Annotated in this window: 23 protein-coding genes and 2 other annotated features; of the genes, 19 read left to right on the top strand and 4 right to left on the bottom strand. The window is 31.0% G+C overall.

The features are described from left to right. Nucleotides 1-31: 31 nt before the first annotated feature. The gene (locus tag CA_RS15400; RefSeq protein WP_010966277.1) at nucleotides 32-505 is read left to right on the top strand and encodes a PTS sugar transporter subunit IIA; all 474 of its coding nucleotides are present in this window, start codon (nucleotides 32-34) and stop codon (nucleotides 503-505) included. Between the two features lie 64 nt (nucleotides 506-569). On the opposite strand, the gene CA_RS15395 is transcribed toward CA_RS15400, so the two are convergent. After that, nucleotides 570-1,697 (bottom strand): toxic anion resistance protein, encoded by a 1,128-nt coding sequence (locus CA_RS15395; protein WP_010966276.1) that lies wholly within the window; start codon nucleotides 1,695-1,697, stop codon nucleotides 570-572. Nucleotides 1,698-1,725: 28 nt separating this feature from the next. Next, complete coding sequence (locus CA_RS15390) at nucleotides 1,726-2,712, bottom strand: YceG family protein (RefSeq protein WP_010966275.1); 987 nt, start codon at nucleotides 2,710-2,712, stop codon at nucleotides 1,726-1,728. A 196-nt stretch (nucleotides 2,713-2,908) separates the two neighbouring features. Here CA_RS15390 and CA_RS15385 point away from each other — a divergent pair, with 196 nt between their 5' ends. Both CA_RS15385 and metG read left to right on the top strand, forming a co-directional pair. Continuing rightward, a complete protein-coding gene (locus CA_RS15385; protein WP_010966274.1) occupies nucleotides 2,909-3,697 on the top strand; it encodes an SDR family NAD(P)-dependent oxidoreductase in 789 nt (262 codons plus the stop codon). Nucleotides 3,698-3,762: 65 nt separating this feature from the next. Then, nucleotides 3,763-4,009: a binding site (T-box leader), on the top strand. Nucleotides 4,010-4,069: 60 nt separating this feature from the next. Continuing rightward, entirely contained in the window at nucleotides 4,070-6,004 is a 1,935-nt protein-coding gene (gene metG / locus CA_RS15380; protein ID WP_010966273.1) for a methionine--tRNA ligase, read from the top strand. Nucleotides 6,005-6,057: 53 nt separating this feature from the next. On the opposite strand, the gene CA_RS15375 is transcribed toward metG, so the two are convergent. After that, the gene (locus tag CA_RS15375) at nucleotides 6,058-6,255 is read right to left on the bottom strand and encodes a cold-shock protein (RefSeq protein ID WP_010966272.1); all 198 of its coding nucleotides are present in this window, start codon (nucleotides 6,253-6,255) and stop codon (nucleotides 6,058-6,060) included. Nucleotides 6,256-6,723: 468 nt separating this feature from the next. On the opposite strand from CA_RS15375, the gene CA_RS15370 reads away from it, so the two are divergent. The 13 genes from CA_RS15370 to gatB all read left to right on the top strand — a co-directional run bounded on the left by CA_RS15370 (nucleotide 6,724) and on the right by gatB (nucleotide 22,123). Then, nucleotides 6,724-7,485 (top strand): TatD family hydrolase, encoded by a 762-nt coding sequence (locus CA_RS15370; protein WP_010966271.1) that lies wholly within the window; start codon nucleotides 6,724-6,726, stop codon nucleotides 7,483-7,485. A 314-nt stretch (nucleotides 7,486-7,799) separates the two neighbouring features. Next, nucleotides 7,800-8,867: a G5 and 3D domain-containing protein gene (locus CA_RS15365; protein WP_014519025.1), complete on the top strand. Its 1,068-nt coding sequence runs from the start codon at nucleotides 7,800-7,802 to the stop codon at nucleotides 8,865-8,867. Nucleotides 8,868-9,044: 177 nt separating this feature from the next. Next, nucleotides 9,045-9,602 (top strand): ribonuclease M5, encoded by a 558-nt coding sequence (gene rnmV / locus CA_RS15360; RefSeq protein ID WP_010966269.1) that lies wholly within the window; start codon nucleotides 9,045-9,047, stop codon nucleotides 9,600-9,602. Next, nucleotides 9,589-10,419 carry a 16S rRNA (adenine(1518)-N(6)/adenine(1519)-N(6))-dimethyltransferase RsmA gene (gene rsmA / locus CA_RS15355; RefSeq protein ID WP_010966268.1) on the top strand — a complete coding sequence of 277 codons (831 nt, stop codon included), beginning with the start codon at nucleotides 9,589-9,591 and terminating at the stop codon, nucleotides 10,417-10,419. The genes rnmV and rsmA overlap by 14 nt, the downstream gene beginning before the upstream one ends. Before the next feature lie 65 nt (nucleotides 10,420-10,484). Beyond that, nucleotides 10,485-11,960, top strand: coding sequence for a hypothetical protein (locus CA_RS15350; RefSeq protein ID WP_010966267.1), 1,476 nt, complete (start codon nucleotides 10,485-10,487; stop codon nucleotides 11,958-11,960). 32 nt (nucleotides 11,961-11,992) lie between these two features. Next, complete coding sequence (locus CA_RS15345; protein WP_010966266.1) at nucleotides 11,993-12,658, top strand: hypothetical protein; 666 nt, start codon at nucleotides 11,993-11,995, stop codon at nucleotides 12,656-12,658. A 73-nt stretch (nucleotides 12,659-12,731) separates the two neighbouring features. Next, nucleotides 12,732-13,586 (top strand): hypothetical protein, encoded by an 855-nt coding sequence (locus CA_RS15340; protein ID WP_010966265.1) that lies wholly within the window; start codon nucleotides 12,732-12,734, stop codon nucleotides 13,584-13,586. Nucleotides 13,587-13,639: 53 nt separating this feature from the next. Then, entirely contained in the window at nucleotides 13,640-14,473 is an 834-nt protein-coding gene (locus CA_RS15335; protein ID WP_010966264.1) for an Mrp/NBP35 family ATP-binding protein, read from the top strand. A 308-nt stretch (nucleotides 14,474-14,781) separates the two neighbouring features. Beyond that, nucleotides 14,782-17,229 carry a sugar phosphate nucleotidyltransferase gene (locus tag CA_RS15330; protein WP_010966263.1) on the top strand — a complete coding sequence of 816 codons (2,448 nt, stop codon included), beginning with the start codon at nucleotides 14,782-14,784 and terminating at the stop codon, nucleotides 17,227-17,229. A 65-nt stretch (nucleotides 17,230-17,294) separates the two neighbouring features. Further along, nucleotides 17,295-17,548, top strand: a binding site (T-box leader). A gap of 55 nt (nucleotides 17,549-17,603) precedes the next feature. After that, nucleotides 17,604-18,896, top strand: a complete 1,293-nt coding sequence (gene aspS / locus CA_RS15325) for an aspartate--tRNA(Asn) ligase (protein WP_010966262.1) — start codon at nucleotides 17,604-17,606, stop codon at nucleotides 18,894-18,896. A gap of 42 nt (nucleotides 18,897-18,938) precedes the next feature. Further along, the gene (gatC, locus tag CA_RS15320; protein WP_010966261.1) at nucleotides 18,939-19,232 is read left to right on the top strand and encodes an Asp-tRNA(Asn)/Glu-tRNA(Gln) amidotransferase subunit GatC; all 294 of its coding nucleotides are present in this window, start codon (nucleotides 18,939-18,941) and stop codon (nucleotides 19,230-19,232) included. 14 nt (nucleotides 19,233-19,246) lie between these two features. Continuing rightward, a complete protein-coding gene (gatA, locus tag CA_RS15315) occupies nucleotides 19,247-20,683 on the top strand; it encodes an Asp-tRNA(Asn)/Glu-tRNA(Gln) amidotransferase subunit GatA (protein WP_010966260.1) in 1,437 nt (478 codons plus the stop codon). Between the two features lie 3 nt (nucleotides 20,684-20,686). Further along, nucleotides 20,687-22,123, top strand: a complete 1,437-nt coding sequence (gatB, locus tag CA_RS15310) for an Asp-tRNA(Asn)/Glu-tRNA(Gln) amidotransferase subunit GatB (protein ID WP_010966259.1) — start codon at nucleotides 20,687-20,689, stop codon at nucleotides 22,121-22,123. A 50-nt stretch (nucleotides 22,124-22,173) separates the two neighbouring features. Here the strand turns inward: gatB and CA_RS15305 are convergent, their stop codons facing one another. Beyond that, on the bottom strand, nucleotides 22,174-22,329 hold the full coding sequence (locus CA_RS15305) for a hypothetical protein (protein WP_158306569.1): 156 nt from the start codon (nucleotides 22,327-22,329) through the stop codon (nucleotides 22,174-22,176). Between the two features lie 166 nt (nucleotides 22,330-22,495). Between CA_RS15305 and CA_RS15300 the strand changes: the two genes are divergently transcribed. The 3 genes from CA_RS15300 to CA_RS15290 all read left to right on the top strand — a co-directional run bounded on the left by CA_RS15300 (nucleotide 22,496) and on the right by CA_RS15290 (nucleotide 24,830). Continuing rightward, complete coding sequence (locus CA_RS15300; RefSeq protein WP_014519021.1) at nucleotides 22,496-22,750, top strand: hypothetical protein; 255 nt, start codon at nucleotides 22,496-22,498, stop codon at nucleotides 22,748-22,750. A 214-nt stretch (nucleotides 22,751-22,964) separates the two neighbouring features. Then, the gene (locus tag CA_RS15295; RefSeq protein WP_010966257.1) at nucleotides 22,965-24,185 is read left to right on the top strand and encodes a peptidase U32 family protein; all 1,221 of its coding nucleotides are present in this window, start codon (nucleotides 22,965-22,967) and stop codon (nucleotides 24,183-24,185) included. Between the two features lie 3 nt (nucleotides 24,186-24,188). Beyond that, nucleotides 24,189-24,830: a bifunctional 4-hydroxy-2-oxoglutarate aldolase/2-dehydro-3-deoxy-phosphogluconate aldolase gene (locus CA_RS15290; RefSeq protein ID WP_010966256.1), complete on the top strand. Its 642-nt coding sequence runs from the start codon at nucleotides 24,189-24,191 to the stop codon at nucleotides 24,828-24,830. The last annotated feature ends 4 nt before the right edge of the window (nucleotides 24,831-24,834 follow it).

Here is a 24,834-nt window from a genome sequence, read left to right as displayed (position 1 = left end):
TATACTATGGTATTAAAAAGGAGGAATATAATTGATTTGTGAGGATTGTGATGAAAAAAAGATATTGGTTAAGTCTCCAGCAGAAGGAGAAATAATTGATATTTCAGATGTGAATGACTATGTGTTTTCAAAAAAGCTTGTGGGTGATGGAGTAGCTGTAAAAATTAAAACAAGTGAAATCGTGGCACCAGTTGATGGAACTGTTAAACTTATATTACCAACTAAGCATGGTATTGGAATAGAAACTAGTGAGGGTATAGATATACTTCTTCATGTAAATATGGATGAAGCAGATTTTCCAAATGAACTATTTCATTCAATAGTCAAAGAGGAGGATAAGGTATCAGTAGGTGATAAATTGCTGCTTGTAAATGAAAATTTACTCAAAGATAGAGAATTAGTTCTCTGCATTGTGGTTGCAAATATGAGTGTTGTTAAGGAGATAAAAAAGAATTATAAGAATGACATATCCAAAGAAGATACTTTATTTGAAATTACAATTTAGTGGATTTTTAACTAAAGATAAAACATGCATGCTAATACAATGTAATATTAACATGCATGCAGGATTATTTTATTCTTTTTATATATTCAATTTTTAGTTTTCCTAGCTTATCGATTCCATCAGTTCGCAATTTCTTGTTTTCCTCTTCAATTTTTTCAGTTTCATTTATTCCATCCATTATTATTTTCCAGGTTTCTTCAAGAGTGTCTATTTTTATTGAGGGGGAACCAGTTATTTTAGATATATCTATACTTTGCTCTTTTATAGTATTAGCGTTTTTTATGAGAAGCTCATTTGTGGCGTTATCCAAAGCTTCCATGGATTTTGCTACTAACTTTTGTCTTTTCAATGTTACAGCTTGGATAAGACCATTTTTAAATATAGGAATAGTAATTATAAACGCAGAATGAATTTTGCCAATTAATTTGTAGTTGCCTTTTTGTATTGTTCTGATTTGAGGAGCAGTTTGAAGTGCAACCATTTTGGCCATTTCAAGATCATAATGCCTTTGTTTTAACATTTCAAGAGAATATTGCACTTCTTGAAGTTTAAGGATATCCTCTTGCGAACCAGTTTGTGCTTTTTCTTTAAAGTAAGGTATATCTTCACATTCTATTTCTCTTATGGTTAATTCACAGGCAGCGGAGTATTTTTCTAGATTAATGTAATAATTAAAGTTTTCGTGAAACATTTCCTCCAGCATTTTATTAGTTTTAAGTATTTCTGATTTATAAGAACTTATGCTGGAATAAATCCTGTCTATTTCAGTTCCAAAGGTTTGATATTTACTTAAAATACCTTGGATTGTTTTTTTACTAGAGTTAAATATTTTTGAAAAAAATCCTCCTGGCTTTTCCTCTAATTCTTGCTTATCAAATTTATTCATTACTGCAGTTAATTCTTTAAGAAGAACACTTGAATTTTCTACACTCTCTAATTTCATAGTATTTAAAATCTTATCAGAAAACTGTGAAATTTTTTCGGCGGGGGTGCTTCCAAACTCCATTATTGAATTAATATCTGTAACATTAATATTTTTGGATATTTCAATTACTTCAGGTGAATTTTTTAATTCATCGTCTATTTTTTTTAGTTTCTCTTCAATTTCCTTATCTGTATTTTCAGGAAGTTTTGCAGCATCAACATAAGTATTTTGTGTTTTTTCATTTTCTGTATCAAAGTTAAATCTCATAAAGTTCATCTCCTCTTGAATTTAAGGTTTATGATTTATTAAAATGCTCTTTGATTTTTCTAACAATACGTATAAAAAAATTATTTTTTCTGTATTTAAGATTTTCATTTATAAACTGAAGTCTATGTAAATCGAAATAGGATTCATTTATAAAATTTTCAATATCGTTTGTGCCCGCTGGATTAAATATTATGATATCCACTCCCATAGAATTCATAAACATTATTTGGACAGCATCAGAGAAAGAAAAATTACCACTTTTACTATTGTTGTAAATTACTATTTTAGGAACACCTAGAGGGTAATCAAAATTTTGAAGTAAATTTAGAAGATTTTTATCAAGCTTAAGCATAATATTCAGTATAGACATCTTCATTAGAAGTTTTTCTTTGGCTGTTGTATCATTTTTATATGTTAAAAGGTTAGCAAATTTATCAAGCAGAGAAAAGTGAATATCTATGGAAAAACATTTTAGTTTCCAAAAATCAGGAAGTTCACAAAATTCAATGATTCGCTCTGCTATGTTTTCTTGAATGCCTGTTTTTAAACTACTGTATTTCCAATATTCTGATCCAAGTAGTTTTTCTTTGTCTATTTTCCCTTTATTATTTAGAAGTGATGAATAAATTTTAGATATATTTCTTTCTGAAGTAATGTGGAACATCGGAAAGTGTTTGAAAAAGAGTACATTTTTTTGCCCTATAAGAGAATTAATTTCATCACGATATTTTACAATATCACTATAAACACCACTTATTTTTGAAAAAATATTTGGCACATGAACCTTATTGCCATCTACTTTCCAACCAGGGCGTATTATAGCTTCCTCCTTGCTCCATATATTAATTTCATCGTATGTGGTTTTTAGTGTGTCTGCAGAAACCTCGTAATCTGCAAACTGCCAAGGTTCATAAAAAAAAGAGTCCTTATTATGAAACTTTTCTTTAAATTCCTTAGTAGCCTTAAAAGCATCAGTTTCTGTTCTTGATGATGTAAACTCGTTTTTTTCTGACACTTTATATTCTCCTCCTAAAATAAGATAAATAAAATTCACATTATTAATTATTATATCAAAAAAAACAACTTCTAGGACGAATATAACTATATATTTTATGGTTTATGAGTATTTAATTGGAAGTTTAGTAATGTACACTAATTATAATTTTTAGTGATATAATATTTTATTATACGTTATTGTAAGGAGAGTATTTATGACGGTACTTATAACAGGAGCTTCTACAGGAATAGGATATGAAATTACGAGGATATTTGCTAGAAATGGTTATGATGTCGTAATTACAGCTAGAGATGAAAAAAGACTCATAGAATTAGCTAAAAATATTAACACAAAGGTTACAGTGATAAAAAAGGATCTTTCAAGGCCAGATTCTGCTAATGAGCTTTTCAATGAGATTAAGGAAAATAATATTGAAGTTGATATATTGGTTAACAATGCAGGTATGGGAGATACTGGATTATTTCACAAATCAAGTGTTGATAAAATTAATGAAATGCTTGAACTTAATATAAAAAGTTTAACTATTTTAACTAGACTTGTTTCAGCTGAAATGGTGAAAAAAAGAAGTGGTATGATTTTGAATGTGGCATCTACAGGTTCATATATGCCGGGACCATTTATTGCAGTGTATTATGCTACAAAAGCTTATGTTTTATCTTTTACTGAAGCTATTGGAGAAGAATTAAAGAAATTCAATGTCAAAGTGTCTGCTTTATGTCCAGGCGCCACGGCTACTGAATTTTCTAAAAGGGCAGGAAAACTTGAGCTTAAAGGTGCTATGAGTGCTAAAAGTGTAGCTGAAATTGCTTACAAAGAATTTATGAACGGAAAAAAAGTAATAATTCCTGGATGTTTTAATAAAGTAGGGATACTTTTTTCTAAAATCCTTCCGAGAAATATGATGGGTAAAATAATAGGAAAAAGTCAGAAGAAATTACATGAAGAATTTATGATTAAAAATAACATCAGTGGTAAAGAATAATATAATGAATTTACTAAATAGTACATTTTACTTGACAACTATTAGGTTATGTACTAACATAATATTCAAAAGCATTGATGGGAAGAGTAGTAAGTTAAGGTTTTTAAAGAGAGCTGATGTTTGGTGAGATTCAGCATTGCCAAGATTTATGAATATGGCCCCTGAGCTTAATATTTGAAGAATAGTAGGATATTACGTAAGCAGGCGTTACACTGCAGGGTGATAAATAACTGTAAGTTAGAGTCACTTGTTGAGATTTTCATTGTGAGATGAAAGTGAATTAGAGTGGTAAAGCGAAATCACGCCTCTAAATAAAGGATTAACCCTTTGTTTAGAGGCTTTTATTTTTATATTAAAAAAGGAGAGAATTAAATGTCAGAGAAGAAAAAGTTTTATATTACAACACCTATTTATTATCCATCTGCAAAGCTTCATATAGGTAATACATATACAACAGTTGCGTCAGATGCGCTTGTAAGATTCAAAAGGCTTCAAGGCTATGATGCCTTTATGCTTACAGGAACAGATGAGCATGGACAAAAAATTCAGAGAATAGCAGAAGATAAGGGAATTACTCCAAAAGCTTATGTTGATGAAATAGTTGCAGGAATAAAGGATTTATGGAAGATGATGAACATAAGCTATGATAAGTTTATAAGAACTACAGACGAAGAGCATGTAAAAGCAGTTCAGAAAATAGTTAAAAAATTCTATGATAATGGAGACATATATAAATCAGCTTATGAAGGCTGGTACTGTACTCCTTGTGAGTCCTTCTGGACAGAAACTCAACTTGTGGATGGAAAGTGTCCTGATTGTGGAAGACCAGTAGAAAAGACAAAGGAAGAAGCTTATTTCTTCAAAATGTCAAAATATGCTGATAGACTTATAAAATATATAGAAGATCATCCTGATTTTATACAGCCTGAATCTAGAAAAAATGAGATGCTCAATAATTTCTTAAAACCAGGTCTTCAAGATTTATGTATATCAAGATCCTCTTTTGATTGGGGAATTCCAATAACTTTTGATGAAAAGCATGTAATTTATGTTTGGATAGATGCACTTTCAAACTACATAACAGCTTTAGGTTATGGAAGTGATAATGATGAACTTTATAATAAATTTTGGCCAGCTGATTTACACCTTGTAGGAAAAGATATAATAAGATTCCATACTATATATTGGCCAATTATGTTAATGGCTTTAGACTTGCCACTTCCAAAGCAAGTATTTGGTCACGGCTGGTTATTGGTTGATGGAGGAAAAATGTCAAAATCCAAAGGAAATGTTGTAGATCCAGTAGTACTAATAAATGAATTTGGAACGGATCCTGTTAGGTATTATCTTCTTCATGAAATACCATTTGGTTCAGATGGTTTGTTTAACAATGAGATATTTATAAAGAAAATAAATTCAGATCTTGCAAATGATCTTGGAAATTTGGTTTCAAGAACTGCTGCTATGATTGAAAAGTATTTTGATGGTTCAATTCAACCTCCAGTTGATAAGGAAGAAATTGATAATGAACTTATTGATATGGCTATAAGTCTTCCTGAAAAATTGGATGAAGACATAAAGAAACTGAAAATACCAGAAGCACTTGATCATATATGGGATCTCATAAAGAGAGCAAATAAGTATATAGATGAAACAACTCCATGGGTTCTTGCTAAGGATGAAAATAAGAAGGCAAGACTTGGTACTGTATTATATAATTTAGTAGAGAGTTTAAGATTTGTTGCGACAACATTAACTCCATTCTTACCTGAAACAGGAGAGAAAATAAAGACACAACTTAATATAGAACTTGATACATGGGAAAGTCTTTCTGCTTTTGATGGAACTCGTGCAGGTACTAAGGTTTCAAAGGGAGAAGTAATATTCCCTAGAATAGATGTTGATAAAAAAATAGAAGAACTTAATAAATTAAAAGAAGAGCAGCTTAAGGCTACTAGAAAAATGCAGCCTTTAAAACCTGAAATAAGCATAGATGATGTTGATAAGTTGGATTTAAGAGTAGTTAAGGTTTTAGAATGTGAGCCAGTTAAAAAATCTAAAAAACTTCTTAAGCTTAAGGTTGAACTAGGTGGAGAAGAAAGACAGGTTCTATCTGGAATTTCTCAATTCTATAAACCAGAAGATCTTATTGGAAAGAAAGTTGTTCTTGTAGCTAATTTGAAACCTGCAAAATTAATGGGTCAGCTTTCACAAGGAATGATACTTGCTGTTGCAACTGACGATGACAGTAAATTATATACTTTAGATATACCAGAAGATATACCAACTGGAAGTATTGTAAGATAAAAAAATAATCCTCATATGAGGATTATTTTTTTAATTTAATTTATGTGAAAGGCTTAATGTTTTACAACATTAACTGCTTGCTCGCCCTTTTGACCTTCAGTTAAATCAAATTCAACTTCCTGACCTTCTTCTAAAGTCTTAAAGCCATTATCTTTGATACCTGAATAGTGAACGAATACATCGTTACCTTCTTGGGTAGTTATGAAACCATATCCTTTCTGAGAATTAAACCATTTAACTGTTCCTAACATAAAAAAACCTCCGTAAATTGAATATAAGATGAAATACTTTACTTCACCCACTTAATAGTATATCACTAAATAATACTAATATTCAGCGTTTTTGTGCAAATTATTATTAAGTACTATAAAATAACGAAATGCACAGAAAAATAAAGAAAAATAGAATTATTATGAATGGATACAAAATCATAACCATAATTACCGGTAAATAATGATATTTGGTACGGATTGAATGCCCATGACCATAATAACTGGTTTATACCATTAAATGTTACTATAGAAAAAAATATAGCTGGTGATATAATATTAAAGTATTATGTTTTCTACATTTTATAGTATTTCAAAATACACGGAACTTATGTATGAAATGCTCATAAATTTAACTTACTATAATGAATAAATTTGGTTTTTAATTAAAAAGACTATATAGGAAATATATTAACTTACTATAAATAATTAATAAAGGAGAGTTTTAAAATGATATTTGATGCTCATGCACATTATGATGATGATGAATTTAATGAGGATAGAGATAAAGTTATAAATGAACTTAAAAGTAATGGAGTAATAGGAGTATTAAACTGTGGTTCATCTATGGAAGGAACACTAAAGTCTGTTGAACTAGCAGAAAAATATGATTTTTTTTATGCGGCAGTTGGTATACATCCTGAATATGCAGATAAATTTGATGAAAATACATTAAAAGAAATAGAAGCATTGACTAAGAGTAGCAAGGTTAAAGCAATAGGTGAGATAGGATTAGATTATTATTATGATGAAAATCCACCTAGAGAGGTTCAAAAGAAAGTATTTATAAAACAGATGGAACTAGCAGAAAAACTTAATTTACCTGTAATTATTCATGATAGGGATGCTCATGGTGATACTTTAGATATAATAAAGCAGTTTCCAAAGGTTAAAGGTGAAATTCATTGCTTTTCTGGAAGCGTGGAGTTTGCTAAAGAATGCCTAAAACTTGGATATTACCTTGGTTTTACTGGAGTAGTTACTTTTAAAAATGCAAAAAAAGTAGTTAAAGTGGTGAGAGAGATTCCACTAGATAAAATACTTGTAGAGACTGATTGTCCTTACATGGCACCGGTTCCTAATAGAGGAAAAAGGAATAGATCAGAGTATATTGAGTATATAGTAGAGAAAATAGCAGATATAAAGAGCATTTTACCAATAAATGTAAAAGAACAAACTGCTTCTAATGTCAGAAAGTTGCTTAATGTATAATTATGGTGTACAATTAAAACATAAATTACTTGTAACAGTGAGTTGAACATAAAGAATTTTATGAATAATTATAACTTTTATATGAGAATGAATAAGTTATACTTCTAAAGAGTATAACTTTTCATATATTAATAATATAATACTATCTCACAAACGAAAATCAGTAAATCAAACGCTATTATATATATAATTTTCTTATAAATGCTTAAATGGCATATACTGATTTTAGGTTACTTGGGCTTGAAAATTTGACATTATTACAAAATTGTTGTTATAATGTTAAAGACTTTTGCCTTTTGGGGGGAGGTATTATTATGTTAGAAGCGCTGAAAAGTAAGTTTGAGCTTAAGTTAGATTTAAACAAGAGCAACTTCAAATCAAAATTTAGAACTTACTTTTCAACTGGTCCTAAGGTATTAGCCGCATCTTTATTGGCAGTCATATTAATGGTTGCAGTGATTTTTACTATAATTAGTTCAATGAAGAAGAATATTACAGTTAATATTGATGGAAAAACATCAAAAATTATTACCTATAAGAGTAATGAAGGAAGTATTTTAAGTAAGAATAACATACTGGTAGGACCAAAGGATAAGATTCAACCAGCATTAGACACTAACTTGAAAAATGGAGACAAAATATATATAAAAAAAGCAATAAGCGTTGAAGTTGCGGTAGATGGAAAAGTACGAAGAGTTAAATCTTCGGAGGAAACAGTAAGTAAAATGCTTAAAGCGGAAAAAATTCCACTTAGTAAAGTGGATAAGGTAAATATTTCAAGAAATGCAGCAATCAAAAAGAATATGAAAATTTCGATTACCAGGGTTAATTCCCAGATAACAAAGGAGAATCAGCAGGTTGATTTTCCTACTGAGGTTATCTCAGATGATAGTATGGGAAATGATGAAAAACAGGTTATCCAGCAAGGGCAAGCTGGTGAAAAAGAAGTTTTCACAAAGATAGTTTATGAAGATGGAAAAGCTGTATCAAAAGAGATAGTAGGAGAAGTTATAAAGAAAGAACCAACAAAACAAGTTTTTAAGGTTGGAACTTTGGGAGTATTAAAGCCAGACAGAGGTGGACGCGTGCTTTATAAAAAGTCCCTTCAGGTGCTTGCAACTGCATATACTGATGATTTCAGTTTTGGTATAACAGCATCAGGTACGAAAGTTAAAAGAGATTCTGATGGTTATAGTTCAATTGCAGTAGATCCCACGGTTATTCCGCTTGGCACAAAATTGTATGTTCCCGGTTATGGTTATGGCGTTGCAGAGGATACAGGTGGAGCTATAAAGGGTAACAGATTGGACTTGTTTTTTACAAGTGAAAGAGAATGTTACGACTGGGGAGCAAAAAATGTTACAGTTTATATACTTAAATAAGGAGCTTAGGCTCCTAATTTTTTTGCTATTAAGTTAATGTATAAATTAATTGTTGCCATTAAAACACTATAGTATAATTAATTATAGGAAAGTTCAATCTTACATATTTTAAAAAAGAAAGGAGAAAGAGAAAACTTTAAAATAGTATATATTTGGTAGTGGTTTTCTTGTACATATATGATTAAGGAAGTAATTGTTGTTGAAGGAAGAGATGATATAACTGCTGTAAAAAGGGCTGTAGATGCAGAAATGATTGCGGTAGGTGGTTTTGGTATAAATTCTAAAATTATAAGTAAAATAAAAGAAGCGCAGAAGCGAAGGGGAGTTATTGTTTTAACCGATCCAGATTTTGCTGGAGAGAAAATTAGAAGTATAATAAGTAAAAGGGTTAAAGGTATAAAACATGCGCGCATATCTCAAAGTGAAGGTACAAAGAACGGAGATATAGGAGTTGAAAATGCTTCTCCGGAATCTATAATACGAGCACTTAATAATGCTAAATGTGAAACTCAGAAAAAGACATATGAGTTTACCATTGAAGATATGTTATTCTTTAAATTAGTCGGAAATTCGGAAGCTAAAAAAAGAAGGGATTTAGTTGGAAATGAGCTTGGAATAGGTTATTCAAATGGTGCACAATTTCTATCTAGATTAAATAACTTTGGCATATCAAAAGAGGAACTTATAAATGCCGTTAATACAGTTAATAGGAGATATTATGATGAAGGAATTTAATACAAGACAAATAGTTGAAAAATATAATTTTAGATTTTCTAAAAGATTAGGTCAAAACTTTTTAACTGATAATACTGTATTGGATGATATAGTTGAAAATGCAGAAATACAAAAAGATGATTTTATTATAGAAATAGGACCAGGTGTAGGAACACTTACACGAAGACTTTTAGAAAAAGCCAAAAAGGTTTGTGCTATAGAGCTTGATGAAAGTTTAATACCTATAATAACTAACGAGATGAAAGAATATGATAATTTTACACTGATACATAATGATGCGTTAAAGGTTGATTTTAATAACATAATAGGTGAGGAGCAATCTGTAAAATTAGTTGCTAATCTTCCTTATTATGTAACTACACCTATAATATCAAAGCTTCTCAATGAAGGATATAATTTTAAATCTCTTACAATAATGATTCAAAAAGAAGTTGGAGATAGAATTGCAGCAAAGCCTAGTACAAAAGATTATGGTGCACTAACATTACTTGTCCAATATTATTGTGATGTTAAGGTTGTAAGAGTTGTTAAACCTTCATGTTTTATACCACAGCCTAAGGTAGATTCTCTTGTTATAAGATTAGATAAACTTGAAAAGCCTAGAGTTCAGGTTAAGGATGAGAAATTATTTTTTAATGTAATAAGAAGCGCTTTTAATATGAGAAGAAAAACATTGTGGAATGCAATGAAAGGTCTCAAGCTATCCAGTGAAGATTTAGAGAAGGCATTTGAGGCAGCTGGCATTGATTCTAAAAGGCGTGGAGAAACACTTTCTATAGAAGAGTTCGGAAAATTGTCAGACGAAATATACAGATAATTATTCATTTTTTTAAAAATCCTCTCATATATTATATTAAATAAATTTAATGGGAGGACACTAAGTTGAGCCAGAAAAGGAATTATAGTAGAAGTTTCATAATTCTTCAAGAGAATGAAAAGGGATATGGATTATCTTCTGATAAGCTTCCTACAGGTTATGCTAAAATAGAAATAAAAAATGGCAAATGTAAAATATCCTTTTATGTTCAGAATCTGAAAAAGGTATCTAAACCGTATAATATGCTTTTGGTTTGTAATAAGAAGGATACAAAAAAAATAATTAATCTAGGCAAAATTAACATAGATGAATATGGAAGGTCAGAAATAAGCAGAGAGTTCGAGGAAAGTGATGTAGCAGGAAGCGGTATAGCTGTAGATAGAGTTGTAGGTGCATCTATTTCTCAGTTTATAGAGGACAACATTATTGTTGTAATGAGCGGATTCAATGCTTCTGATGTGTCAGATTCATGGAAATCATATCCTGTAGTTGAAATGAAGGAGGAAGCTCCTCAGGTTAAAAGAGAAGAAGTTAAACCAGTAAAAAAACAGGATAAGAAAGTCGAGACTAAGGAAGAATCAACAACAGATAAGAAAGAGAATTTAAATAGAAATATATTTGATAAGTATGAAGAGAAGATTGAAAAAGAAAAGAAGAATATAGAGGAAAAGAATAATCATGAGATAGAAGAAAAAAAAGAAGTAAATACAAAGAAAGAAGATCCGAAGTTAGAAAAAGAAGAAACTAATGTGGATAAGAAAGAGCCTAGGGTAGAAGAAAAAAAAGAGACTGAGGTAGTGAAAGAAAAAATTGAAGTAAAGAAAAAAGAAGAAACTAAAGAGGAATCTAGAAAAGAAGAAGTAAAAGCAGAAGTAAAAGCAGAAGTAAAAGCAGAAGAAGATCCAGTAGAAGAAAAGCCGGAGTTAGAAGAGGTAAAGGTTGAAGAAGTAGATGTAGAAGAGGTAAAGGTTGAGGCTGAAGATAAAGAAGAAAGATTAGATAATAATAATCAAAATGAAATAGGATATTACTCATACGAGAATACAGAGGATACAAGAGACGAAAATGAAGATAATCAAGATAAACAAGAAGATTTTGATGAATTTCCAAGAGGAAAGATAGGACATTTCTTTAGGGGACTTACTGATGGACTTGAAGATTTAGGAGAAGCTTTTCCAGATGTGAAGAACTGTAAATGGTATAAAGTTTCAGCTGAATATCCACAAAATATGCTTGATTGTCAAAGTTACAATAGGTATACTGTAATATATTATCCAATGCTCATGTATTATCCATATATCCAAAAATATGGACACTATTTAATGGGATATAAATATGATAAAGAAGGCAATATGAAGTATATAGTATATGCTGTTCCAGGAACACGCAGAAAAAGAGAACAGCCTTTTGATGGTAGAACAGGCTTTGTTTCATGGATTCCTCTTGTAAATGGTGAAGAAGAAGAGGGTTCACTTGGATACTGGCTTATGTTTTATGATTTCAAAAACTCAATTATAGCCGTGCCTAAGAGTAAATTATAACAAAAGTATATTTGAAATTCGCAGGTGATAGTATGAAATTTATATTAGTAGACGGTAAGAAACTAGGGGCTATAATAATAGTGGTTGGACTTATGCTCGTATTATTTGGAATAGGAAATAATTTTAATGATAAGATAAGATCTACTGCCTATATACAGAGTAATTTGGGACAGCTAAAGGAATATAAAATAAATGATATAAATCTAAATTATATGCTCCCGGAAAAGTGGGTAACTGAAACAGAGAAATTTGATGGTAGCGAAATATTATATCATAATAATTTTAGTGATAAAGCTTCTGGAATAAATGGTTTTGTAGAGGTTTGGAAGATACAAAAGGATTTAAAAACATTTTTGAATAACAGTAAAGAGGCTAGTATGCAGCAGAATGTGGTTGAAAATTATAACATAGTGACTTTAAATACGAATATAGGAAATGGCTATTTTGTTAAATATATAATTAAAGATAAAGATGAAAAAAGCTATGTTGCAAATGAATATTTTATAAAAACTGGAAAGAACTTTGTACGATTTGCTTTTTATGTAGACCAAGATAAGTATAAAAACAGTATGCAGCCGATTTTTAAAGCAATAGTTGAGACATTAAAATATGAAAAGAGTGTAAATTTAATTGATAAAAGTCAGTTTAAGTATTATAATAGGAGAAGTCAAACAACTTCTTCTTTTTTATTTAGGTAATTTATTAGAATTTTAAACAGCAATAAACGAAATATATATACAAATTAAGTAACTTCAATTAGGGGGAATTCAGTTGAAGCATAGGAGGCTTTTAGGCTTTTTTTTAATTTCAATTATGATTTTTAGCATGATTACTTTTACTGGTTGCCAAAGTATAGGTGATAGTGTTAGTAAAGTTAAGGTTAAATTAGGTTTTAAAAATAAGGATTTTGAATATATAAGACAAGGGAAAATAAGCAAGATAGTTATACAAAGTACTAGAGACAATGGTTTTAGGTTTGTGGTTACAGATGCAAATGTAATTAATGAAATATATGATATGCTTTCTACTGGAAAGCCTGCAAAGAGCAAATCATCCTTGAGGCCAGACTATACCTTCCAATTATATAAAAATGATAAGAAGGTTTATGCTGTATTTAATTATGTAGCGGGAATTGATAAAAAGTCTGGAGGAAACTTTTATAGTGGCAATAAAAGCTATATAGTTTCTAATAGAATTGATAGTGATATAATTAAGAACTTTTGGGAAATAGATGGGACAAGAACGCTTGTGGATTTTGATCAAGTGTATTATAAAATGGCCTTGAATGCTATTAATAAATATATTACTTATAGTAAGAACAGTAATATAGGAGTAGAAATTGATAACGATGTTGAGGCAGCGAAGTTTATATCATCAACTGATTTGGAGGATTTTAAAAAAGAACTTCCTTCAGGTGTTTCAGTTATAGAAAGTACTGAAGATGATAGTAATAAGGATGTTACTTTAAACCTTAATACAGAAGGGTATGATCAAAAGGTATATAAGTGTGTAGCTACATTTTATAATAAAAAGACTATGGAGCAAAAGAAGTATTACATGATAGGAAAATATAATAAAGACTATTGGAATATATCAGTACAGGAAAATAAGCCTAGTGATTTTTAAATATATGAGATGAGAATCTTAAATAGAAGATTTATAAAATTAGGAGGAAAATTATGAGTAAATGTGATAGTTGTCCTAGTAAAAGTAACTGCAGCAGTGAGAGCAGCTGTTCAAGTATAAATTGTAAATACGGTAATATAAAGAATATAATAGGAGTCATAAGCGGAAAAGGTGGAGTAGGAAAATCTACTGTTACTGGAATACTTGCTGTGAAATTAAGAAAAAAAGGATATAAGGTAGGAGTTCTTGATGGAGACATAACAGGACCATCTATGCCTAGAATACTTGGAATAAGCGATAAAAGAAGTTTAATAGTGCAGAAAAAGGGAAGCGAGGATGTTAAATTTGTTCCTGTTGAAACTAAGCAAGGAATAAAGGTAATTTCTCTTAATTTAATGATTGAAAGCGAAGATCAACCAGTTATATGGAGAGGTCCAGTAGTAAATAATGTTTTAAATCAAATGTATACTGATACTGAATGGGGAGAACTAGATTATCTTATTATAGATATGCCACCAGGTACAGGCGATGTTGCGCTTACTGTAATGCAGAATATTCCTTTAAGTGGAATGATAATAGTGTCAACACCACAGGATATGGTATCAATGATAGTAAAAAAGGTAGTTACAATGGCTCAAAAGATGAAAGTGAATATGCTTGGAGTTGTTGAGAACATGTCCTATATAGTGTGCAATAAGTGTGGAGATAAAATGCGTGTCTTTAGCAAAAAATCAGCTAAAGAGCAGTCGGAATATCTTGGACTTCCACTAATATGTGAAATGCCTATAGATTTGGATTTAGTTGAAAATTTAGAAAATGGTACTGCAGAAGAGTACATATATAACAGCAGTGAGTATGATGAAATTTTAAATGATGTGATTAAATAGAAATTAAGGGTTAGCCAAAAGGCTGGCCCTTAATTTTATCATAAAAGCATGAAATATTTAACTATTTGTAGGAATTTTGTGTAAGAATAAAATAAAGTAATTGGAAAATTGAAGTGGTATATTAAATATAATAATTATATAGAAGATTAATAAAAGGTATATAGTATAGTATATGAATCAAGTAATGTAAACGTTAATATATTTTCATAGAGAAATAATCAATTTATGAAGAAGAGTTAAATTAACATATATTTTATTTACAAAGTGTTGGGATTTAAAACCTGTGAAGTGTATAAGGGGATGGTATAATGAAAGCAATTATTATGGCAGGAGGTCAGGGTAAAAGACTTAGACCACTTACATGCAATTTACCTAAACCTATGATGCCAATTATGCAAAAGCCTGTTTTACAATATATTATAGAGCTTTTGAAAAAACATGGGATAAATGAAATCGGTATTACACTGCATTACCTTCCAGATGAAGTTATGGATTACTTTGGAGATGGAAAAGAACTTGGAGTAAATATACATTATTTTATAGAGCAAAGTCCTTTGGGAACTGCTGGCAGTGTTAGGAATGCTGAGAGTTTTCTTGATGAAACCTTTGTGGTTATAAGCGGAGATGCTTTAACTGATGTGAATTTAACTAATATCTTACAATACCACAAAGAAAAAAACGCTATGGTAACGATTGTGCTGAAGAAGGTAACTATACCTCTTGAATATGGAGTTGCAATTACGGACACAGAGGGGAGAATAAGTAATTTTATTGAGAAGCCTGGTTGGGGAGAAATATTTAGTGACAAAGCAAATACAGGGATATATGTAATGGAGCCAGGTATATTTGAATTCTATAATAAGGATAAAAAGTTTGATTTTAGTGAGGAATTATTTCCTGAACTTTTAAAGAGTGGCAAAGAGATTTTTGGTTATGTGGTTAATGATTATTGGAGGGATATAGGAAATATAGAGCAATTTATGAAATGTAATTTTGATATATTAAATGGATATGTAGATGTAGATGTAGATATAGATGCTAGTCAGCATCAGAAGGGTGTATGGATTGGAAAAAATACAATAGTAAGTGATAATGTAAAAGTTATTCCACCAGTTTATATAGGAGATAATTCTGAAATACGTTATGGTGCAGAGATAGGGCCTTTTGCCGTTATAGGTAGAAATAATATTATATCTGAAATGGCTACTATAAAGAGAAGTATAATATTTGAAAATTGTTATATAGGAAGTGGTGCAGAACTTAGGGGAAGCGTAGTGTCAAATAATGTTCAAGTGGGCGGGGGAGTATCAACTTTTGAGGAATCTGCCATTGGAACAGGAAGCTTGGTAGGGGAGAAAAGTGTTGTAAAAGCAGGAGTTAAAATATGGCCGGACAAAGTTATAGGAAGTAAAACAATAATAAAGACAAATGTTGTGTGGGGAGAAAATAGGTGTAAGGTGCTTTTCGGTAAAGAAGGTATAAGTGGAGAAATAAATGTAGAATTAACGCCAGAATTTGTATCGAAATTAGCATCTGCATTTGCATCAAACTTAAGGATGAATTCAAAGGTTGTAGTATGTTCAGATTACAATTTGGCAGCTGAAATGCTTAAGTATTCTTTTGTTTCAGGTCTTATTTCAATGGGAATAGAGGTTTATTCTGCAAAAGAGATGACGATACCAATGCTTAGGTTTTCTACAGCATATTTTAAAGCAGATGCTGCTGTATATATATATTGTAAAGGTAGTAATAAAGAAAAAGTAAATATATTATTCATAGATAAGGATGGAATAATGATATCAAGGTCTATGGAGAAAAAAATAGCAAACAGCTTTTTAAGGGAAGATTTCAGAAGAACTAGAGCAAATAACTTTAAAAGATTAAGAGACTTTGGAGAATGTATGGGTTATTATGAAGATTATATTAAAGAAAATTTGTGCATACAAGAAATAAGAAATAGTGGGCTGAAGGTTGCAGTATCAATGGAAAATAAGCTTATAAAAAATGAAGTAAAGAGTATATTTTCAGATCTTAAAATTCAGTATAGTATATATGATAATTATGCGGATTTAGAAGGGTTAAAAAAAGAAGTTATAGAGAAAAAAATGGATTTTGGTGTTTGCATATCTGAGAATTGTGATAAAGCAATAATTATTGATGAAAACGCTAATATAATAAGTACTCAAATGTATGAGAGTATAAAAGCACTGATACTAATAAGTGTATATAAATTTAAAACTATAGTGGCACCTGTTAATTCTTCTAAAGCTTTAAAGTATATAGCTAAGAGATATAATTGCAAATATGTTAAGTCAAAAATTTCAGAAAGATATATTTTAAATGAATATATCTTGAATGAAAAGGATAAAAATATAAAAGAGGTTTTGTTTTCATATCTTTCTAGTACAGATGCTTTAAACATAGTAATAAATATAATTAACATCTTAGCTAGAGGTAAAATAAAGCTCTCTGAGCTTATGGAAAGAATACCAAATTATATTTTAAGAGAAAAAGAAATAGCTTGTTCCTGGGATAATAAGGGCAAAATTATGAGAAGCTTAATAGAAGAAAATATATCAAAGTCAATAGAACTTATTGAGGGAATTAAGGTAAATTATGAAGACGCTTGGGTTCTTATTATACCTGACTCAGATGAACCCATATGTAAGATATATGCTGAATCTAACGATGAAGAAAAAACTGATAAGATTATAAATGAGTTTGAAAGCGAAATAGAATTATTTATGAAAAATTGATAAAAACTATTGATTTTATAAAAAGTTAGTTTTATAATATAATCATTATTGAATATGAGTTTTATAAAATTGCAGTGAAGGAAAGAGTAAATTTAATTAAGTTTTCAGAGAGCCGGGCGTCAAGCTGTGAACCGGTAACGAGATTAAGTTGAAGAACATTCCGGAGTAGTTAACCAAAATCGTTTTGAAAGTAGGCTTAAACGGATGTCCACCGTTAAAGGGAATAGGTATCGATGTCTATAATATGGCATTCGTACTGATTAAGTTAGCAATTTTTTTGCTAAATAGGGTGGCACCGCGTTATATAATCGCCCCTATACCATTTGGTATAGGGGCGATTTTTTTATGTTAAAAAAAATTGGAGGGCTATAATCATGAAAAAAAATTATGTTAAAGATGTGTTTCATATGAGTGAAGGGGAAGAAATAACGCTTCAGGGATGGATTCATAAAATTTATGATTTAGGTCATGTGAATTTTGTGAGATTAAGAGACAAAACAGGGATTGTTCAACTTGTAGCACAGAAGGAACAATTAGCTGGACTTAGAAATGAAACTTGCATAAAAGTAAAGGGTGTTTTAAGTAAAAATGATAAAGCAATTGATGGAATGGAAGTTCAAGTTAAAGAAATAGAAGTTCTAGGAAAGGTTTATTATGATAAGTTACCATTTGATATCAATGGAAAGAAGATAAATGCTGCACTAGAAACACAGCTTGATCATAGAAATGTAAGTCTTAAAAAGCCAAGTGTTATGGCGGTATTTAAAATTCAGGAAGAAATAGGCGAATGTTTTAGAAAATTTTTAAAATTGAATAATTTCACTGAAGTGCATACTCCTAAAATATTAGCTTCAGGAACAGAAGGAGGAAGCGAGTTATTTACAGTAAATTATTTTGATCACAGAGCATTTTTAGCTCAAAGTCCACAATTCTATAAACAAATGATGGTCGGTGTAGGTTTTGAAAAAGTTTTTGAAGTTGGTCACGCTTATAGAGCAGAGCTCCACAATACCTACAGACATTTAAATGAGTATGTGAGTCTTGATGCTGAAATGGGCTTTATAGAAGATGAAAATGAAATAATGGATCTTGAGGAGGGTTTCATAAATTATTTATTTGAAAATTTACGAGAAACTTGTGCACGAGAGCTAAAAATGTATAATATAACATTACCAGAAAAGGTTAGCATACCTAGAATTCCTCTCTCAGAAGCTCAGCAAATAGTTTTTGACAAGTATGGTAAAAGGTCACCTAAGGGAGATCTAAACGCTGAAGGAGAAAGATTGTTTTCCAAGTATGTAAAGGAGAAGTATGATAGTGATTTTGTATATCTTACTAAATATCCACTATCCAAGAGACCTATGTATACAATGCCAGATGACGAAATTGAAGGAGCTTCAAAGAGTTTTGACTTAATATACAAGGGACTTGAAATAACAACTGGAGGACAGAGAATTCATGACCACGATATGCTGGTAGAAGCTATAAAAAATAAAGGGTTTAAGGCTGAAGAGTTTGAGTTTTATACAGAAAACTTTAGATATGGAATGCCACCTCATGGAGGTTTTGCTATAGGACTTGAAAGATTAACAATGCAGATTTTAGGTTTGGAAAACATAAGAGAGGCATCTCTTCTACCAAGAGATATGAAGAGAATTACACCTTAAGCTTATAGAATAGGGCAAAGTATAATAAGAGGAGTGATAGATATGAGTGATAAACATGTTGATATAGATACTGTTAAGTATATTTCAAAGCTTTCAAAGCTTAAGTTTACAGACAATGAAGCTAAAAAACTTGCAGGAGAATTTGAAGCAATACTTGGGCATTTTGAAACAATAGATAAGGTTGATTTATCTGATATAAATGTAAATGAATTTGATGAGGTAAACACAGAATTTAGAAAAGATGTTCCTAAGGTTTTTGAAGATAAAAAGAAGCTTATGCAAAATGTTAAGAGTTTAAGAGATGGTGCGATAGAGGTGCCTAAGATAATAGAGTAGGGAGGCTTTTGATCATGGAAATACTTGATATGACAGTAGAACAGCTTAGAAATGCAATTTTAGATAAACATTTAAAATCAGAAGATATAGTAAAGGCTTATTTTGATAATATAAAAAGAAATGAACCAGAAATAAATGCATACATAACACTATGTGAGGATTATGCACTTAAAGAAGCTAAAGATGTGGATAAAAAGATTGCAAATGGGGATAAGGTTGGAAGACTTGCAGGAATACCTATTGCAATAAAGGATAATATATGCACAGATGGGATAAAAACTACATGTGCATCAAAGATGCTATATGATTTTGTTCCTCCATATGATGCTACGGTAATAAAAAAATTAAAAGCTGAGGACGCAATAATAATAGGAAAAGTAAATATGGATGAGTTCGCCATGGGATCTTCAACTGAAAACTCAGCTTTTAAAATTACTAAAAATCCAAGAGATATAACTAGGGTTCCAGGAGGTTCATCTGGTGGCTCCGCTGCCGTTGTTGCAGCTAAAATGGCTCCTATTTCATTAGGTTCGGACACAGGAGGTTCAATAAGACAGCCAGCAGCTTTTTGCGGAGTTGTAGGACTTAAGCCAACTTATGGATTAGTATCAAGATTTGGATTAATTGCCTTTGCTTCTTCACTTGATCAAATAGGACCTTTGGGAAAAACAGTAAAAGATTGTGCGGAATTATTAGAAGTAATCTCGGGAGAAGATGAATTAGATAACACAAGTTCTAAAAAACATGAAAAAGAAGATTATCTTGAAGGAATAGATGATGGTATTAAAGGTATGAAAATAGGGATGCCAAAGGAATTCTTAAATGATGGTTTAGATCCAGAGATAAGAAAATGTATAGATGATACAATAGAGAAGCTTAAAAGTCTTGGGGCTGAGGTTTGCGAAATGAGCCTTCCAATAACTGAAGAGGGACTTTCGGCTTACTATATTATTTCGTCAGCAGAGGCTAGTTCAAACTTAGCTAGATTTGATGGAATAAGGTACGGATATAGGCCAGATGATTTCGAAGATGTATATGATCTTATGGAAACATCAAGATCAGAAGCCTTTGGGGATGAGGTAAAAAGGAGAATAATGCTTGGAACTTACGCACTTTCATCGGGATATTATGATGCCTATTATAAAAGAGCACTCAAGCTTAAAAAGAAGATAAAAAATGAATTTAAAGAAGCCTTTGAAAACTATGATTTAATTTTAAGCCCAGTTTCACCTGTACTACCATTTAAAATAGGGGAGAAAAAAGCAGACCCTTTACAAATGTATCTGGCAGATATATACACAGTTAACATAAACCTTGCTGGAATACCTGCAATATCGCTACCATGTTCAGTTAGTAAAGAGGGGCTTCCTATAGGTCTTCAACTGTTAGGACCTCATTTTGGAGAGAAGAAAATATTTAGAGCGGCAAGAGCACTTGAAAAGGAGAGATAAAAAATGAGTTATGAAACCGTAATTGGTCTTGAAGTACATGCTGAGTTAAGCACAAAAACTAAAATATTTTGTAACTGTTCAACTAAATTCGGTGCTAAACCAAATGAAAACACATGTCCAATATGTATGGGACTTCCAGGAACTCTTCCTGTTTTAAATGAAGAAGTTGTTCACCTTGCAGTAAAGGCTGGAGAGGCACTTCATTGCAAAATAAATAAGTTAAATAAAATGGATAGAAAAAACTATTTTTATCCTGATCTTCCTAAAGCTTATCAGATATCTCAGTTTGATATTCCAATCTGCAGCGGCGGATATGTTGAAATACCAACTAAAGATGGAGTTAAAAAAGTTAGGCTTAATAGAATTCATATAGAAGAAGATGCTGGTAAGCTTGTTCATTTGGAATATGAGCCTCATTCTCTTATAGATTATAACCGTGTTGGAGTGCCACTTGTAGAGATAGTTTCAGAACCTGATATGCGTTCTCCAGAGGAAGCGGTTGAGTTTATGAAAACTTTAAGAGCTATGCTTCAATATGCAAATATATCGGACTGCCGCATGGATCAAGGTTCTATGAGATGTGATGCTAATATATCTTTAAGAGAAGTTGGAAGTACAGAGTACAATACAAAGGTTGAAATAAAAAATATAAACTCTTTTAGAGAGCTTCAAAAAGCGCTTGAAAAAGAAGAAAAACGTCAAAAGGAGCTTTATGACTTTAATGAAGGTTTTAGAATAAAGCAGGAAACTAGAAGATGGGATTCAGGTAAGGGTAAAACTGTTACTATGAGAACAAAGGAAGATGCTAATGACTACAGATATTTTCCTGAACCAGATATAATTCCGATAGTAGTAAAGGATGAGCTTTTAGAAAAGGTAAAGGAAGAAATGCCGGAGCTTCCTGTAGAGAGAAAGGCTAGATTTGAAGATCAGTATAAGCTTGGAAGTAAGGAAATAGAAATACTTATTGAAGATAAAGCATTAGCAGATTACTTTGAAAAGCTAGTAGAGGCAGGTTGTGAAAGTAAAACGGCTTCAAATTGGATACTTGGAGATATGCTTAGACTTATGAGAGAAACGGAAACAGACTCAAAGGCAATACCTGTACCAGTTGAGCATATGAATCAGCTTATAGAAATGATAAAAACAAAAGAAATAAGTAATACTGCTGCGAAAGAAGTCTTTGAAGAGATGTTTAAAACTTCAAAGGAGCCTAAAGTTGTAGTTAAAGAAAAAGGACTTTCCCAAATTAGTGATGAGAGTGCTCTTCAAAAGATGGTTGAAGATGTTATAAATAACAATGAAAAGTCAGTTTTAGATTACAAGGCAGGTAAAAAACAGGCTATTGGATATCTAGTAGGTCAAGTAATGAAACAAAGCAAAGGAAAAGCAAATCCACCTATGGTAAAGGAACTTCTTGAAAAAGTATTAAGTGAATAATAAGGAAAAGGACTGTGAGTACACAGCCCTTTTTATCTTATATTAATAAATTATCTTCTGCCATCTTTTCTATTATCTTTTCTGTCTCTATTATTTCTATCTTTATTATCAGCACTTATTTCATCAGAAGCTTCAACGTTTAATTTACCTAAATCATTTCTTCTTTTTTCATCATTTCTGTTATTTTTATTGTCTCTTTTTGCCATTTGAAAGGCCTCCTATATGATTTATTTTTGCTACAATATAAGTTTGCCCAAAATTGAAGTAAATATAGTTAACAGATTATTAATACTTTTTTAAGTGATATTGTATACTGCTTACACTAATTGTGATATAATACTTTTATAAAGTTAGAGAAAGAGAGTGATGCAAATGAGCTTTTTAAATAAAGATATATTTAGAAATATTGCGATTTTAGGTATAGTAATTTTAGCAGCACTGTTATTTATAAAATTAATTCCTGTTATAATAATAGGTGGACTAGCTATATGGGGAGTATCAAAAATTTCAAAAATGAAAAAAGTAAAAAAGAAAGATCCAATTGATGATTTTAATAAAGAAGATACAACTTTTAGCTCTGATAAAGATACTATAATTGATGTTGATTATACAGAAGTTAGGCGTTAAATAAATGCAGGGTAAAAGAGTAGAGGACACATAGATAAGGTACTGAAGCATTAATTAGTTTTCGGTGCCTTATTTTTGTTGAGATATAAGCTAAATATTAATTAATGCTTTATAATTTTCAACTTAATTAAGATATATAGACTAATAAGGCATGAAATGATAAAATTAGCTAAAAGATTATTTAATATATTGACAGCCATATGGAGGAATGATTGTGGATAAACCAGAGATTTTAGCTCCGGCAGGAAATCTAGAAAAATTAAAAACGGCCATAAATTTTGGTGCAGATGCTGTATATTTAGGTGGTAATAAACTTAATTTAAGGGCTTATGCAGATAATTTTACAATTGAACAATTAAAAGAGGGAATTAAGTTTGCTCATGATAGAGGAAAAAAGGTATATATAACAGTAAATATATTTCCTCATGATAAAGATTTAGTTGGATTAGAAGAATATCTTAAGGAACTAGATGAGATTGATGCAGATGCAATATTAGCAGCAGATCCAGGAATTATAGCGGTGGCAAAAGAAGTGGTGCCTAATTTAGAAATTCACTTAAGTACACAAGCAAATTGTACAAATTATAAATCTGCTTTATTTTGGCATAAGCTTGGAGTGAAGAGAGTAGTAATGGCTAGAGAATTAAGCCTTAACGATTTTAAGAAGCTAAGAGAAGAACTTCCTAAAAGCTGTGAAATAGAGGCATTTGTACATGGATCAATGTGTATGGCATATTCAGGCAGATGTGCTTTGTCAAATTATATGACAGGTAGAGATGCTAATAGAGGAGAATGTTCACAGCCATGTAGATATAAATACCATTTATTTGAACAAGAAAAAGGAGAACAAAAAGATATTACTGAAAATGGTAAAGGAACTTACATAATGAACTCAAAGGACTTATGCATGATAGAGCATATTCCAGAGCTTATTAGTTCAGGAATTAATTCTCTTAAAATAGAAGGCAGAATGAAAAGTGCCTTTTATGTTGCATCTGTAGTGAAAGCCTATAGGCAAGCTGTGGATTCTTATGTAGAAAATCCAGATAAATATGTTTTTAATCCCAAATGGATGGAGAACTTAAAAAAACCAAGTCATAGACCGTATACAACAGGTTTTTATTTTGGTGAAGAAGTAAAACAACACCATAAGACTTATGCTTATATTCGCGATTATGATATCGTAGGAGTTGTTAAAAAATATGATAAGGAATCGAAAATTGCAACAATAGAACAAAAAAACAAGGTTTATAATGGAAATAAGGTTGAAATATTATCTCCTAAGGGGGATAATATAGTTATGTCAATTAAGGATATGCGAAACAAACAAGGGAAAGTTATAGATAGTGCACCTTCTGCACAAATGATCTTCACTATAAAATGTGATGAGGAATTAAAAAAAGATGACATACTTATGAAAGCCAGGGAGGAATAAAAAATGAAAAGACTAGAAACTATAAGAAAAATGTCAGAGTACGGATTGGTTGCAGTAATTAGAGCGGAATCTAAAGAGCAGGGAGCTAGGGTTATTGATGCTGTTATAAAAGGCGGTATTAAGGCTATTGAGATTACAATGACAGTTCCAGGTGCTCTTGATATTATTAAAGAGTTATCTGAGGTTTATAAGGATCAGGATGTAATAATAGGAGCGGGTACTGTACTTGATCCAGAGACAGCTAGAGCTTGTATACTTGCAGGAGCAAAATTTATCGTAAGTCCAAACTTAAATAGAGAAACAGTTATACTTTGTAACAGATACAGAATACCTACTATGCCGGGAATTATGACCGTTAAAGAAGCTATTGAAGCTTTAGAATTAGGAGTGGAAATAATTAAAGTGTTCCCAGGGAATGTATCCGGACCATCTATAATAAGTTCATTTAAAGGACCTCTTCCACAAGCTAACTTCATGCCAAGTGGCGGAGTAAGTTTAAGCAATGTTAAAGATTGGATTAAGGCTGGTGCAGTAGCAGTAAGTACTGGAGGAGAACTAACAAAGGGAGCTAAAACTGGTGACTACGATGCAGTAACAGAGACAGCTGCTAAATTTGTTGAAGAGCTTAATAAAGCTAGAGCATAGTTAT

The organism is Clostridium acetobutylicum ATCC 824, from assembly GCF_000008765.1.
Classification (GTDB): domain Bacteria; phylum Bacillota; class Clostridia; order Clostridiales; family Clostridiaceae; genus Clostridium_S; species Clostridium_S acetobutylicum.
The sequence above is the reverse complement of the archived record's forward strand: the minus strand, read 5'-3'. Positions and strand labels throughout refer to the sequence as shown.

What these genes read in the sequence shown, in the direction of transcription:
- CA_RS15335 (WP_010966264.1), top strand. Translation starts at nt 13,640, where the DNA reads ATGAGTAAATGTGATAGTTGTCCTAGTAAAAGTAACTGCAGCAGTGAG.
- rsmA (WP_010966268.1), top strand. Translation starts at nt 9,589, where the DNA reads ATGAAGGAATTTAATACAAGACAAATAGTTGAAAAATATAATTTTAGA.
- aspS (WP_010966262.1), top strand. Translation starts at nt 17,604, where the DNA reads ATGAAAAAAAATTATGTTAAAGATGTGTTTCATATGAGTGAAGGGGAA.
- CA_RS15345 (WP_010966266.1), top strand. Translation starts at nt 11,993, where the DNA reads ATGAAATTTATATTAGTAGACGGTAAGAAACTAGGGGCTATAATAATA.
- gatA (WP_010966260.1), top strand. Translation starts at nt 19,247, where the DNA reads ATGGAAATACTTGATATGACAGTAGAACAGCTTAGAAATGCAATTTTA.
- CA_RS15305 (WP_158306569.1), bottom strand. Translation starts at nt 22,329, where the DNA reads ATGGCAAAAAGAGACAATAAAAATAACAGAAATGATGAAAAAAGAAGA.
- CA_RS15365 (WP_014519025.1), top strand. Translation starts at nt 7,800, where the DNA reads ATGTTAGAAGCGCTGAAAAGTAAGTTTGAGCTTAAGTTAGATTTAAAC.
- CA_RS15395 (WP_010966276.1), bottom strand. Translation starts at nt 1,697, where the DNA reads ATGAGATTTAACTTTGATACAGAAAATGAAAAAACACAAAATACTTAT.
- gatC (WP_010966261.1), top strand. Translation starts at nt 18,939, where the DNA reads ATGAGTGATAAACATGTTGATATAGATACTGTTAAGTATATTTCAAAG.
- metG (WP_010966273.1), top strand. Translation starts at nt 4,070, where the DNA reads ATGTCAGAGAAGAAAAAGTTTTATATTACAACACCTATTTATTATCCA.
- CA_RS15375 (WP_010966272.1), bottom strand. Translation starts at nt 6,255, where the DNA reads ATGTTAGGAACAGTTAAATGGTTTAATTCTCAGAAAGGATATGGTTTC.
- CA_RS15385 (WP_010966274.1), top strand. Translation starts at nt 2,909, where the DNA reads ATGACGGTACTTATAACAGGAGCTTCTACAGGAATAGGATATGAAATT.
- CA_RS15330 (WP_010966263.1), top strand. Translation starts at nt 14,782, where the DNA reads ATGAAAGCAATTATTATGGCAGGAGGTCAGGGTAAAAGACTTAGACCA.
- CA_RS15300 (WP_014519021.1), top strand. Translation starts at nt 22,496, where the DNA reads ATGAGCTTTTTAAATAAAGATATATTTAGAAATATTGCGATTTTAGGT.
- rnmV (WP_010966269.1), top strand. Translation starts at nt 9,045, where the DNA reads ATGATTAAGGAAGTAATTGTTGTTGAAGGAAGAGATGATATAACTGCT.
- gatB (WP_010966259.1), top strand. Translation starts at nt 20,687, where the DNA reads ATGAGTTATGAAACCGTAATTGGTCTTGAAGTACATGCTGAGTTAAGC.
- CA_RS15370 (WP_010966271.1), top strand. Translation starts at nt 6,724, where the DNA reads ATGATATTTGATGCTCATGCACATTATGATGATGATGAATTTAATGAG.
- CA_RS15290 (WP_010966256.1), top strand. Translation starts at nt 24,189, where the DNA reads ATGAAAAGACTAGAAACTATAAGAAAAATGTCAGAGTACGGATTGGTT.